At 44.0% G+C, this 14,367-nt stretch carries 11 protein-coding genes; 10 read left to right on the top strand and 1 reads right to left on the bottom strand.

Annotated features, from left to right (window positions below; translation table 11 throughout):
* The first annotated feature begins 26 nt into the window (after positions 1-26).
* The 3 genes from C1A47_RS01030 (at position 27) to C1A47_RS01020 (ending at position 1,597) form a co-directional block, all read left to right on the top strand.
* Positions 27-857 (top strand): Bro-N domain-containing protein, encoded by an 831-nt coding sequence (locus tag C1A47_RS01030; RefSeq protein WP_111891550.1) that lies wholly within the window; start codon positions 27-29, stop codon positions 855-857.
* A 66-nt stretch (positions 858-923) separates the two neighbouring features.
* A complete protein-coding gene (locus C1A47_RS01025; protein WP_004752848.1) occupies positions 924-1,151 on the top strand; it encodes a hypothetical protein in 228 nt (75 codons plus the stop codon).
* Positions 1,148-1,597, top strand: a complete 450-nt coding sequence (locus tag C1A47_RS01020; RefSeq protein WP_045794233.1) for a transcriptional regulator — start codon at positions 1,148-1,150, stop codon at positions 1,595-1,597. Before C1A47_RS01025 ends, C1A47_RS01020 begins: the two co-directional genes overlap by 4 nt.
* Positions 1,598-1,688: 91 nt before the next feature.
* Here the strand turns inward: C1A47_RS01020 and C1A47_RS01015 are convergent, their stop codons facing one another.
* Complete coding sequence (locus C1A47_RS01015; protein WP_162625901.1) at positions 1,689-2,210, bottom strand: hypothetical protein; 522 nt, start codon at positions 2,208-2,210, stop codon at positions 1,689-1,691.
* Positions 2,211-3,404: 1,194 nt separating this feature from the next.
* On the opposite strand from C1A47_RS01015, the gene C1A47_RS01005 reads away from it, so the two are divergent.
* The 7 genes from C1A47_RS01005 (at position 3,405) to C1A47_RS00975 (ending at position 14,355) form a co-directional block, all read left to right on the top strand.
* A complete protein-coding gene (locus tag C1A47_RS01005) occupies positions 3,405-4,100 on the top strand; it encodes a GntR family transcriptional regulator (protein ID WP_111891544.1) in 696 nt (231 codons plus the stop codon).
* 61 nt (positions 4,101-4,161) lie between these two features.
* Positions 4,162-5,481: an NAD(P)/FAD-dependent oxidoreductase gene (locus C1A47_RS01000; RefSeq protein ID WP_111891542.1), complete on the top strand. Its 1,320-nt coding sequence runs from the start codon at positions 4,162-4,164 to the stop codon at positions 5,479-5,481.
* A 191-nt stretch (positions 5,482-5,672) separates the two neighbouring features.
* Positions 5,673-7,004: an MFS transporter gene (locus C1A47_RS00995; RefSeq protein WP_111891540.1), complete on the top strand. Its 1,332-nt coding sequence runs from the start codon at positions 5,673-5,675 to the stop codon at positions 7,002-7,004.
* A gap of 69 nt (positions 7,005-7,073) precedes the next feature.
* Complete coding sequence (locus C1A47_RS00990) at positions 7,074-7,979, top strand: dihydrodipicolinate synthase family protein (RefSeq protein ID WP_111891538.1); 906 nt, start codon at positions 7,074-7,076, stop codon at positions 7,977-7,979.
* Positions 7,979-9,478, top strand: coding sequence for an aldehyde dehydrogenase (locus C1A47_RS00985; protein ID WP_111891536.1), 1,500 nt, complete (start codon positions 7,979-7,981; stop codon positions 9,476-9,478). Before C1A47_RS00990 ends, C1A47_RS00985 begins: the two co-directional genes overlap by 1 nt.
* 163 nt (positions 9,479-9,641) lie before the next feature.
* Complete coding sequence (locus C1A47_RS00980; protein WP_111891534.1) at positions 9,642-10,814, top strand: hypothetical protein; 1,173 nt, start codon at positions 9,642-9,644, stop codon at positions 10,812-10,814.
* 91 nt (positions 10,815-10,905) lie between these two features.
* On the top strand, positions 10,906-14,355 hold the full coding sequence (locus C1A47_RS00975) for a pyruvate carboxylase (protein ID WP_111891532.1): 3,450 nt from the start codon (positions 10,906-10,908) through the stop codon (positions 14,353-14,355).
* Positions 14,356-14,367 lie beyond the last annotated feature (12 nt).

Raw genomic sequence — 14,367 nt, 5'->3', positions numbered from 1 at the left:
CTGTCTAAACCATTAGGAGAGTAGACATGAATAGTCTAGCATTAACATTTAATGAAGTGAACTTGAACCCAGTTTCTACAAATGATGGGCAAGTATGGATAGGGGTAACCCAAATTGGGTTAGCCTTAGGATATGCAAATCCTGAAACCGCTATCACAAAATTATTTAATCGAAATATTGAGGAATTTTCATCTTCAATGACACGATTGATAGAAGTACATACCAATGGCGGTATTCAAACAATCAGAGCATTTACTTTGCGTGGTTGCCATCTCATCACATTCTTTGCCCGCACACCAGTCGCTAAAGAATTCCGCAAATGGGCACTCGATATACTTGAAAAAGAAATACAGCCCAAAGCCAAAACCATCATTGACGACCGCATCCCACTCGCCGAAGCAGTCGGGCTACTGGTCAGCAAGTCGAGCCTAAACACCGTAGAAGTCTACAAAATGCTGCATCAACGCTTTGACGTAGAACATGTGGAAGACATTCCACTTGAAAGCTTGCCTTACGCCGTGGAGTACGTGCATAACCTTACGGCTGTGGTGTCACAAAGCCACCAACTACAACGCCAAGACCAAAAGCAGATCCAACAGCTCGTTGAGGCGGTCATTAACCAAAACTTTAAAATGATGCATGTTTGGAATGCACTTCGACAGCTTAACCCGACTGAGTTTTTCAAATACTCAAGCCTGATCACCCGAGCAAATGAACTCGCGCTAGACGTGAGCAAACGCTACAACATGCGTGGCGCAAACAGTCAGCCACTCATTAGCAAAGACTTCCGTATTGTGAACATGTCCAACGGGGAAATCATGGACACCAATCCAAACTGGTTTAATGCGCCTGCATAAATGTTAGTTTGTTGACCATTGTCAACAAACTAAACTATAATTCAGTTTGCAGCAAAAGGATTAAAGATGAAAAAACATCCTAATAAGCATATTCGAGAAGCCATCGAATACGCGATAGATAACGGTTGGGATGTTGTAGATACAGGCAAATCAGGGCATGCATTCTGTCGCTTAAAATGCGTGCTCGGGCATGCCGAACATCAAATGAGTGTCTGGAGCACACCAAAAGACCCAGAAACTCATGCAAAACAGATCCTTCGTAAAGTTAAACAATGCAACGGAGATGAACTATGAATACATATCACTTCACCGTAGTGGTACGTGATGCACGTTCAGACCTAGCAGATCTCGAAGACCAGTTTTTTGAAGCAGGCTGTGACGATGCATTGCTCTGTAGCTATAACGATACCATCTATCTAGAGTTTGATCGGGAAGCCCCGAGCGCAGCACAAGCGATTACATCGGCTTTAGACAATATTCGTTCACTCGGCTTTTCAGATTTGATCGTAGAAGAACAAGGCTTTTCTACACTCTCTGAAATGGCAGAACGGGCAGGCATGAGCCGACAGGCACTTTCACTCTATGCCCAAAACAAACGCGGCGATGGAAACTTTCCAAGACCGATGTATGGACTGGCATCGAAGTCGGCTATGTACTCTTGGCCAGAGGTCGCAACCTGGTTATTTAAACAAGGCAAATTAGACAAAACACATTATGAAGTGGCGAGCACAGTGATTTAATTTCGTGCTATTTCAGATGTAAAAAGACTCTTTCGGGAGTCTTTTTTATGAGAGTTATTGGAGAGAGTAGTTTGTACTGTCCATATCTTTTCTAATGGCTAGTAGCTTCTGCTTTAGCCCGAGCCTCAGCTTTGGCTTTCGCTTTTTCAATTGCTTTGGCCTTAGCCTCAGCTCTAGCCTTAGCTTCTGCCTCTGTGAATGCTTGTCTTTTTGCGGTGTATCCTTTTTTATTTTCAATCGAGTCTTCGATTGATTTACACTTATTACCATGTACAGCATAATTTTCTTTTAAAAAGTATTTATCCAGATTTACAACTGATTGAGATACTTGATCTGTGAAAAATTCATGGTTTAACTCAACAAATGCCACGTAACTTTCACGTGCTCCAGTATTCATGCATAACTTAAGTAAAGATTCGTCAGAACTTTTATATTGATACGCGGGATAGACTACGGCATATCTTTCAGACTGAACTCGGAGCAAACGCTCTATATACTGTGCTTCAGCAGCATTGTTGGCCTTGATGGGTTCCATGAAATTAATAGAAGTCGATGCTGAAAAAGCCGATGAACTTATAAAAAATAATGATAAAAATGCAGGGATAAATTTCATAACTATAATTTTCAAGAATTTTTCGGTATTTAAACATATTTTAAAAAACCAAACGAACTCGTTTAATTGCAAATCTCAAAAGGGCTTTTGAGAGAGTCTTTTTTATTGCCTTTTTATCTGAAAATTTGTTACGTTTAAAGCATGTCAGAATGGTCAAAACTGCCAAAAACAGCACAAATAGTTTTGTCATTATTTTGCAGGAATTTTGCAGCCAGTCTTTTTAAAATGAAAAATAACGATATAATTTAAAAACTTACAATGAATGAAAAAATTGAAACACTTAATAGTATGTTAAGTGTTTAATGTAATTTAATATTTGTAATCATGGTGCTATTTCTCTCAAGGTGAGAGAAATAGCACATAATAAAAAATACTTAGTTTGCTCAAAAATGCTAATCTAAGAAATTAAAAGGAACATATTTAATTCTGACTTGAGTCCCAGTCTTATATTTTTGAATCTTCTTCTTAGCAGTTAAGAAACTGATATTTTCAGTCTTTACTTCATTGGTTGATGTATGAAATCTTAATCTGATATAAAAAAGCGATCTATATTGAACTTTGATTAAAGAATCAATGAGATATGTAATTTCTGCTGTTGTTATGATTCCTCGACGATAAAGACAAATTCGGTAGAAACATGCTTTAAAAATAATTTTCCAGAAAACATAAGTGATGATAGGGATTAGGCAGATTAAAAGAACAATTACAGTAATGTAGTGGAATGTCATTTTTAGAAAATTTCTATCTTGACTTGGATATCTCAATCAATTTATTGAGATTGCATAAGAGATTGTTATAGAACTCATAATTTAGTTTTGTTGATTGGTAACTTTATAATATCAATAATTGGCTTGCTATGCTGTTAAAACAATCATATTAAAAGTAAAGCATGTTGTTTTGAACCATAAGTACTACCCATACAATTAACCCTCATTTTTTAATTGTAAAATGGTTAATTATTTCAATATCTTAAGATTTTTATTTTTGATCTCTACTTTATAAGAGAATGCTTAAACGACTAAAAAAATTTCATATCAAAAAAATATGACAAAACATTCTATAACTTGTCCTTTTTATTATATTTGAGAATATCTACAAATTGTATTATTTGAAAAAATACAGATTAGACAATTTGTAGACACGATTTGAGTTGCTCCATACAATGGAAAAAAAACTCAAAACGGAGGGATTCTCATGGATAAGAAAGTCTTACTTGCAGAGACGTTGAAACGCCGAATCATCAGCATGGAGCTTGCACCTGGTGCGGTGGTTGATGAGGTGGCATTAAGTGAAGAATTCGGTCTTTCGCGTCCACCTGTTCGTGAATTGATTCGGCAGATGGCGGCAGAAGGTTATATCGAGCTTGAAGCAAATCGGGCGGCACGTGTGTCATCCATGAGTCATCAGGCTTTGCGGAATTTTTTCTTGGCAGCACCACTGATTTATATTTCTACAACTCAGTTGGCAGCGATCAATGCAACACAAAAGGATGTTGAGGCTTTAAAAGAAGTACAACGATTGTTTCTCGCAGCGATTGATCAAAATGATGTCGAAGGCCGAGTTTTCTATAACAATCAGTTTCATTTTGAAATTGGAAGAATAGCGGACAATGCCTATTTGTTGCCAAGTTTGCAACGACTTCTGATTGATCATGCCCGTTTGGGAAAAATCTTTTACAGAGAGCCGAATACCGTAGATATGCAACAAGATTTGGATTTGGCTGTGATTCAACACAATCAAATTATTGAAGCGATTGAACGACATGATGCAGGCGCAGCAGGTGAGCTTGTTCGCGTACATATGGATCTGTCACGTCGTCGCATGACGGAATATGTAGTACCAGCAGGTGTGGAAGTGCCTTTAAGTTATAAGGAAATTTCCACAGGCTGAAATAGTTGAATTCAGCGATAGGACAAGTCGCTGAAAGATCAATAAAAATGGAGTTTAGAAGATGCTTAAGGTTGCAGCATTACCTGCCGATGATAAAAATTGCGGTTGGTATCATACAAGTCCAAAACGACAAGTGAAACCAAAGCATGTGGGCAACAGCCATGCGCGTTGGGTGATTATTGGTGCAGGTTATACAGGTTTGGCGGCTGCTAGACAACTGGCTGTACGTTATCCAGATGATGAAGTGGTACTGGTTGAAGCACAAGAAGTTGGTTTTGGTACAGCAGGTCGTAATGCAGGCTTTGCAATTGACTTGCCACACGATATTGGTGCTGAAGACTATATTGGTGATATTGAAATTGCCAAAACCACACTCAAACTCAACTTGCTTGGACAGTCGATTCTTCATTCCTTGGTTCAAGAACACGGCATTGACTGTCATATGCGTGCCAGTGGTAAATATCAGGCAGCCGTTGAAAATCGCGGGATTGCGGTGTTGGAAGCGTATCAGCGCGGGCTAGATAAACTGGGTCAACCTTACGAAGTGATTAGCGGACAAGATTTACCGAATCACATTGGGACTTCATTTTACAAACGAGGTTTATTTACTCCAGGGACTATGTTGCTTCAACCATCAGCGTTGGTAAAAGGCTTGGCGGACAGTTTACCGTCCAATGTCACCTTATATGAAAATACCCCGATTACTGAAGTTGAATATGGCGAAAAAGTCATTTTAAAACATGAGTCTGGACAGATCACGGCAGATAAATTGATTTTGGCTAACAATGCCTTTGGTCAACGTTTTGGTTTTCTGAAACACACCATGTTACCTGTGTTTTTGTATGCCAGTTTATCTCGACCATTGACTGAACAAGAGCAAGCGGATTTAGGCGGGAAATCGTTTTGGGGTGTGATTCCATCTGACCCATTTGGTAGTACGGTACGCCGCACACATGACAACCGAATTTTGATGCGCAACAGTTTTAGTTTTAACCCGAATCAACAGCCAAAACAGCATTGTTTAGACAAGTTTGTACATCGCCATAAAAAATCTTTTGAGCGCCGTTTTCCAATGTTGCCAAAAGTTGATTTTGAATATACATGGAGCGGTTCGCTGGCATTGTCCCAAAATCATAAAGGCTTTTTTGGTCAGCTTGCGCCGAATGTTTATGGTGCACTGTGCTGTAACGGTTTGGGAATTACCCGTGGCACGGTGACAGGAACACTACTTGCAGACTGGATTTCGGGTGAGAGTAATGAACTGATCGATTTTCTACTCTCAACCTCTGGGCCGAACCGAGTTCCGCCAGAACCATTTTTATCAATAGGTGTCAATGCCACACTGTGGTGGGGGCAAATGAAAGCAGGACTAGAAAGTTAATCCTGTGACATCGAAATACAGTGTGATGGAAAGTCGTTAACAGGGCGGTTGATTGACCTAAACATCACAAAATCTTTAACCAAATAGATCAGCAAAATTAATCATTTAATTTTGCAGGGTTCGTTCAACCTAAATTTAGCAAAATGTGTAGGAAACACATCCACTTCGGTGGTCAAGGACTGGAGAGAACAATGACAAGAAATGATGTATCAATTGATGATGTGCCAATGAATGGCTTCCATCGATTACTCAGTATGCGTACAGGTGGTGGATGGCTACTTGACGGTTATGTGTTGAGCATTATTGGCGTGGCGCTGATGCAGCTATCGGCAGATTTGCATTTAACTAATTTCTGGCAAGGCATGATTGCTGCGTCTGCACTGATCGGGATTTTCTTTGGTGGATTTCTCGGTGGTTGGATGGGCGGCTTCATGGGGCGCAAAAAACTGTACTTTGTTGCTCCAATTTTATTTACGGTGTGTTCGCTTTCTCAACTTTGGGTTGAGTCGGGTATGGCGATTTTCCTGTGTCGTTTCATCATCGGTGTTGGAGTCGGTTTTGAATACACCGCAGGTGGTGCATTACTGGCTGAGTTTTTACCAAAACAGGCGCGTGGTCCACGTTTAGCGATGCTCACCATTATGTGGTTTGTCGGTGCAGCGTTGGCATACATCGTGGGTAATGCGTTACTCGGTCTTGGACATGATCAGGCTTGGCGCTGGGTGCTTGCGAGTCCTGCAGTCATTGGATTTATCCTGATTATCATGCGAATCGGCACACCTGAGTCACCACGCTGGTTGATTAGTAAAGGGCGTACTGCCGAAGCTGAAGCGATTATTAAACAAGTGTATGGCGCAAATTTCTCATTGGCGAATGTGCCTGCACAAGCCCCTGAAAAACAGTTGTCTTTCACTCAGGTCTTGGCTTCTGGTTATGGCAAACGTGTGTTCTTCTGTTCAATGTTCTGGGCGTGTTCAGTCATCCCTGTCTTTGCCGTGTATGCCTTTGCACCAAAAGTATTGGCTGCGCTGCACTTAAAAGGCGAATGGGCATCTTTAGGTTCAGTGATTATTACCATGATGTTTGTGGTGGGCTGTGTGATTGCAACACGTCTCATTAACAGCATGGGTCGCCGCAAAATGGTCATTCAAAGTTTCTTGTGGTCAGGTTTGGCATTATTAGGTTTGGGCATGTTTTCAGATAGCTCACAAATTCTGATTGTGGTGCTGTTCAGCTTGTATGCGCTGTTTATTGGTGGCGCTCAAGTGTTGCAGCTGGTGTATCCAAACGAGTTATTCCCAACTGAAATTCGTGCGATTGGCGTGGGGATGGGTACTTCATTCTCCCGTATTGGCGCTGCGATTGGCACATGGTTAGTCCCGATGTCTTTAGACACGATTGGAATCGGCAACACCATGTTTGTTGCGGCAGGTGTAACACTTTTAGGTTTGATTGTCTCAGTGGCTTTGGCACCAGAAACACGTGCAATGAGCTTGGAAGAAGCAACCTCTTTAAATTCTTAAGATGAGTGATATGCCATGAGCAGATCTCATGGCACTCAAGGAAAAAACGATTTTTGTGGAGAAAATACAATGAATTTTGACGGCATTTATACCCCAGTAATTACCCCATTGGCTGCGGATGGTTCAATTGATCAGGCAGGTTTTGCTGAGGTTTTAGAATATCTGATTGATGCCAAAGTCCATGGCATTATCGTGGCGGCAACCACAGGTGAATATTACGCACATACCGCTCAAGAACGCTATGACTTGGCGAAGTTTGCCAAAGATGTAATTGGTACACGTGTTCCACTCATGTTGGGTACTGGCGCAATCCGTACAGAAGATTCTGTGGAATATGCCAAAGTCGCAAAAGCAATCAAAGCAGATAGCATTTTAGTGACTACACCACCTTATGCTTTACCGACAGAACAAGAAACCGCAGTGCATGCTTTGACGATTGATCAGGCTGCTGATTTACCCGTGATGTTCTATAACTACCCAGCACGTATGGGAGTGTCGATGGGCAAGGAATTCTTTGACACGGTATTTGCTCAGTCAAAAAACTTTGTTGGTCTGAAAGAAAGTTCGGGCGATATGAACCAGTTACACATGCTGGCACGTAATTATCCAAACTTAAACATTTCATGTGGTTGGGATGATCAGGCACTCGAATTCTTTGCTTGGGGCGCGCGTAGCTGGGTGTGTGCGGGTTCCAACTTTGTACCACGTGAACACATTGCCTTGTATGAAGCCTGTGTCATTGAAAAAGATTTCGACAAAGGTCGCCGCATTATGGCTGCAATGATGCCATTGATGGATTACTTGGAAACGGGTCATTTTATTCAATGTATCAAATACGGCTGTGAGTTGAATGGCCTGCGCACTGGCAATGTACGTGCACCATTACAAGCATTACCTGAAGATAAAAAACAGGCATTTGCGGAAATTGTTCAACAGTTAAAACAAGATGTTGCTGCCATCACTGGAGGTGCTTAATGTCAGGGCTTTTGACGACAGCAGAATATACTGCAATCGCGAAAAATCTGAAATTTCAAACCTTGGCATTTATTGATGGCAAGTTTCAGGCTTCAGTTTCGGGTAAAACCTTTCAAACGAGCAACCCTGCAACGGGTGAATTACTGGCAGAAATTACTGCGTGTAATACTCAAGATGTAGATAACGCAGTCGCCATTGCCAAAGCCGCATTTGAAGATGGGCGCTGGCATAAGTTATCTCCAAACGAGCGTAAGCATACCTTACTCAAATTTGCTGATTTACTTGAACAACATACGGTTGAACTGGCTGTCATTGAAAGCTTGGATAGCGGTAAACCTGTGAGTGAGTGTCAACTGACTGACGTGCCTGAAATGATTCATACCATTCGCTGGCATGCCGAACTGATTGACAAAATCTATGACAATACTGCACCTGTCGGTTCAGATACGTTGTCGTTGGTGGTACGTGAAGCAATTGGTGTCGTGGGTCTGGTCTTGCCGTGGAATTTCCCATTGCTGATGCTGGCTTGGAAAATTGCGCCAGCATTGGCAGCGGGCTGTTCGGTAGTGATCAAGCCTGCCAAAGAAACCACACTGAGCGCACTTCGCGTGGCAGAACTGGCAGCAGAAGCGGGCATTCCTGCGGGAGTGCTGAACATTTTGCCAGGTGGTGGGTGTGAAGTCGGTGAGCCGCTTGGTAAACATATGGATGTTTCCATGGTCAGCTTCACAGGTTCAACCGAGACAGGTCGACTGTTCTTGAACTATGCCGCTGAATCCAACCTGAAACGCATTGTATTGGAATGTGGCGGTAAAAACCCTGCGGTGGTCATGAATGATGTCGAAGATATCGACCATGTCGCTCAGCACATTGTCAATGGTGCATTCTGGAATATGGGTGAGAACTGCTCTGCATCTTCACGTCTGATTGTGCATGCCGATGTTAAAGATCAGCTTTTGGAAAAAGTTGCCGTGCATCTTGCTGAATGGAAAATGGGCAATCCGCTCGATCCAGATCACAAACTCGGTTCGCTGGTTAGCCGTGCTCATTTTGAAAAGGTGAAATCCTATATTGAGCAGGCAAAAGCTGAACAACGCAACATCGTGTGTGGTGGCAATACTGAACAGGACATGTTTGTTGAGCCAACGATTGTTGATGGAATTAGTGCATCTGACACGCTCTTTAAAGAAGAAGTGTTTGGTCCAATTCTGTCAGTCACCACCTTTAATACGCTAGATGAAGCGATTGAACTTGCCAATGATTCAGTCTATGGGCTTGCTGCTTCTGTGTATACCAGCAATTTGCGTCACGCAATCAAACTTTCGCGCGCCATTCGTGCAGGTGTTGTGACGGTGAACTGTTTTGGTGAGGGAGACATTACCACGCCATTCGGTGGTTACAAAGAATCAGGTTTTGGTGGTCGTGACAAGTCAGTTTGGGCACATGATCAGTACACTGAACTTAAAACCATCTGGATTGATGTTTCTGAACCTGCATAAGGGTAGTGGTATCTATTCAATATAAATAATAAATCAGCCCTCCATCTTCCTTTGGCTCTGAATGAGTCAAAGGAAATACCCAATCACAGCATAAGAATTCGAAAGCCATGTGCTTTTGAAGGGCATTATTTTGTCAAAAATTCATTTAAATAAGGATATGTAAATGAAGCCACTCTATTTTCGATTAATGACAGGTCTATTGACCACGGGTTTAAGTGTTCCTGCTTTGGCAGGTATTACCTTGGGAGATGCCAATAGCGATTTAGGCGCACTCACCATTTCAGGGGCTTTGCGTGCCAATTATCAAGATAAAGACTATGGACAAGCGGCATCTGACCAAAAAATCAAATTTGATGCAGCCATTTTAAAACTGGATTATCAGGCTAAAAATGTCTTTGGACATGCTGAATATCGTTGTTACCAGTATGACACGCTCTGTGATTTTTCAACCCTTGTCGATGCGTATGCTGGCTATAAACTCAATAGCACCGATAACATTACGGTGGGTTTACAACCGATTCCATTTGGCCCATCACGTTTTTGGGACAGCAGTTTTTACGCAGGTATTAACAACACTATGGGGCTGCAAGATGCGCATGATTTGGGCGTGAATTATCACACTGAGCTGTCATCAGCAACCAAAGTCGATCTGGCCTATTTTGCTACGGATGGTGGCAACTATAAGGGAGCAAGTAAAGATTCGGCGCGTTATACCGCAAATATGGTCGAAACTTCTGATCCGCTGAAAACCAATCTACAAGAAAAGAACATGTGGATGGCACGAGTTGATCAGGATTTAAAATTTTTAAGAACAGATGATCTGAATGTTTCGGTGGGAGGAAGTTATTGGTACTCCGACATCGACAATCGTAAAACCTCTGCAACAGGTTCACGCCAAGTCTGGGCGCTGTTTAATAAAATCCGTTATAAAAATTTGAATATTGTGATGACAGGCGGCAAACAGTCGATGCATAACCAAGACATTCTGAGTCCAAGCATCTCGACTATCGGTTCATTTGACAGTGAATATGACATGGCAAACACGGGCTATTTTTATAGTGTCGATACCAGTTATACCTTCAAGAATGTCAAAGGCTTAGTCAACATTACGCCGTACTTTGTCTTAAGCGGTTATGACAAAAAGGACAAAGGCTTTGCAAATTCACAGCGAAACATTGTCGGGGTGTCTTTCGACTATAAAAATGTTTCGTTATACACCGAATATGTCATGGGCAAAAACGATCCTTTTGTTGGCGGCACAGCAAGTTCGCTGGCTGCGGGGGACGATGGGAAGTGGAACAAGCTAGTGAACGTGATGCTGGTTTATAACTTTTAAGTTCAGTAATCCAAGCCAAATAGACTCCGATTGACTGCGTTCAGGTTTGTATTCATCAGCAGCTTGAACGCAATTTTAGTGTGCAAAAATTATGAACCCGATCCGAACCATCCTCGTTGCCAACCGTGGTGAAATTGCCATCCGCGTGATGCGTGCCGCAGCCGAAATGGGCATTGCCACCGTAGCCATTTATGCCGAAGAAGACAAACTGGCCCTGCACCGCTTTAAAGCTGACCAGTCCTATCGCGTTGGCAAAGGACAAAAACCGATTGCGGCCTATCTTGATATTCAGGACATCATTCGGATTGCTTTAGAAGCCAAAGTTGATGCTATTCATCCTGGTTATGGTTTTTTATCTGAAAATCCAGACTTTGCCGAAGCCTGTGCTCAGGCAGGCATTCGCTTTATCGGGCCAAAACCCGAAGTGATGCGTCAGTTGGGCAATAAGGTCATGGCACGTAATGTCGCGATCATTGCAGGCGTTCCCGTCATTCCAGCCACCAATGCTTTGCCTGAAAGTCTAGATACATGCCAACAGCTGGCTGCCGAAGTGGGTTATCCATTCATGCTCAAAGCCAGCTGGGGTGGGGGTGGCCGCGGAATGCGGGTGGTTGAAAATCAACGTGAACTGGCGGATGCAATTACCGTGGCGCGTCGTGAAGCCAAATCGGCCTTTGGCAATGATGAAGTCTATTTAGAAAAACTCGTTCGACAGGCGCGTCATGTCGAAGTGCAAATTCTGGGAGATACCCACGACAATATCGTGCATTTATTTGAACGGGACTGCACAGTACAACGACGTAACCAGAAAGTGGTAGAACGTGCACCAGCACCTTATCTCTCAGAAGCACAACGCACAAAAATCTGTGAAGCGGCATTACGCTTGGCACGTACTGCAGGCTATAGCCATGCAGGTACCGTTGAATTCTTAATGGATGCAGAAACAGACGAATTCTATTTTATTGAAGTCAATCCGCGGATTCAGGTTGAACATACCGTCACTGAAGAAATTACAGGGATCGATATTGTCAAAGCACAAATACGCATCACCGAAGGCGCACAGATTGGCGATGCTGACAGTTTTGTGCCTGTGCAATCTGAAATTAAGTTACTTGGTCATGCCTTGCAATGCCGCCTGACCACAGAAAACCCCAAAAATGGCTTTATGCCCGATTATGGTCGCCTGACTACTTTTCGCAGTGCCACAGGCTTTGGTGTCCGGATCGATAGCGGCACAGCCTATACGGGTGCAGTGATTAGCCCCTACTATGATTCGTTACTGGCCAAAGTGACGGTTCGAGGGCGCACTGCCGTTGAAGCCAATGCCAGAATGCTTCGGGCATTGCAGGAATTCCGAATCCGCGGTGTTTCCAACAACCTGAACTTTCTGGAAAATGTAATTGCCCATCCGCTGTTTACCTCGGGGCAATGTACCACCCGCTTTATTGATCACACACCCGCCCTGTTTGAGTTTAAAGAAAAGCGCGACCGCGCCAGTAAAATTCTGGACTTTCTGGGCAATGTCACCCTCAATGGCAATCCTGAAATGCAGGGGCGAAGTATTCCTAAAATCTTGCCTCAAACCGCACAGTTGCCGGACTACCGCTTGCACCAGAGTATCCCTCAAGGCAGCCGTGATCTGTTTAAACAACTGGGTGCCGATGCCTTTTCCCAGTGGATGCTGGATCAGAAACGGGTCCTGATCACCGATACCACCATGCGTGATGCCCATCAGTCCTTATTTGCAACCCGTATGCGCACTGCCGATATGCTGGCCATCGCACCTTACTATTCCCAAATGGCAGATCAACTGTTTTCGATGGAATGCTGGGGCGGGGCAACCTTTGACGTCTCGATGCGCTTTTTAAAGGAAGACCCTTGGGAGCGCTTAGCCAAACTGCGTGAAGCCGTTCCGAACATCCTGTTTCAGATGCTGCTGCGTTCAGCCAATGCAGTGGGTTATACCAACTACCCAGATAACGTCGTCCGACACTTCATTCAACAGGCGGCTCAAGGTGGGATTGATTTATTCCGAATCTTTGACTCACTGAATAACGTCGATAACATGCGCGTGGCGATTGATGCAGTCCGTGAATCGGGCATGCTCTGTGAAACCGCGATTTGCTACACCAGTGATCTCTTCAACCACAGTCGCCGCTACAGCCTGAACTATTATGTCGATATGGCCAAACAACTGCAAAAAGCAGGGGTAAATATCCTGGCGATTAAAGACATGGCGGGGATTTGCAAGCCACAGGCCGCGCGTGAACTGATCAGGGCACTCAAAGAAGAAACAGGGCTGCCTGTGCATTTCCATACCCATGACACCAGTGGCATTGCAGCATCGAGTATTTTAGCTGCCATCGATTCAGGCGTAGATGCGGTAGATACCGCCATGGACGCCATGAGCGGACTCACTTCACAGCCGAGCATGGGATCAATTGTCGCAGCTTTAAAAAATACAGAACGTGACACTGGACTGGATCAACAGCATCTGCAACAGCTGTCAAGCTACTGGGAAGATGTTCGCCGAGTCTATGCCCCGTTTGAAGCCGACATGCGTTCCGGTACGGCTGATGTCTATCACCATGAAATGCCGGGGGGACAATATACCAACCTGCGCGAACAAGCCCGTTCATTGGGACTTGAAAAACAATGGAGCGAAGTCTCGGATGCCTATGCCCAGGTCAATCAGCTGTTTGGTGACATCATTAAAGTCACACCCACCTCCAAAGTCGTGGGGGATATGGCGCTGTATATGGTCGTGAACCGACTCTCGCCTGAAGATGTCCTGAGCCCGAAGACCGAAATCGATTTCCCTGAATCGGTGGTGTCACTGTTCAAGGGTGAACTGGGCACACCGGCACACGGTTTTCCAGAGGGTTTACAACACAAGATCCTCAAAGGGGAGACCGCCCTGACCCAACGTCCGGGAGCGACCTTGCCTGCGGTGAACCTTGCACTGGAAAAACAGCAACTGGGCATGATTTACGGCACCTCGATAAGCGAACAGGATCTGGCATCTTACCTGATGTATCCGAAAGTCTTTAGCGACTACCAGAAACATCAGCAGCAGTTTGGCAACCTGTCAGGGATTCCTTCCACGGCCTTCTTCTACGGATTATCGGAACAGCAGAACATCTCGGTTGAACTGGAACCGGGGAAAACTCTGGAAATCAAGCTACTGGGACGTTCGGAAGCCAAAGAGGGCCTGATCGACCTGTTTGTTGAACTAAACGGACAATTACGTCTGGTTCAGGTGCCTGTAAAAGCACAGCATGCACAAGGCGAACAACAGCAACAACATCCCCAGGTGGATCCGAACAACCCTGCACATGTGGGGGCATCCATGCCCGGCATGATTAGCAGTATTCCTGTGAAAGTGGGGCAAAGCGTGGTGAAAGGCGACACCCTGTTTACCATTGAAGCCATGAAAATGGAGCTTGCAGTAAAGGCGGATCGGGATGGGGTCGTGCAGGAGATTTTTTCTCAGCCGAATAAGCCGGTTAAAAATCTGGATTTGGTGTTGATGCTGGCATAAAAAGCAGATTTC

Source organism: Acinetobacter sp. MB5 (assembly GCF_003261585.1).
Taxonomy (GTDB): Bacteria; Pseudomonadota; Gammaproteobacteria; order Pseudomonadales; family Moraxellaceae; genus Acinetobacter.
This window is presented reverse-complemented; position numbering and strand designations above follow the sequence as displayed.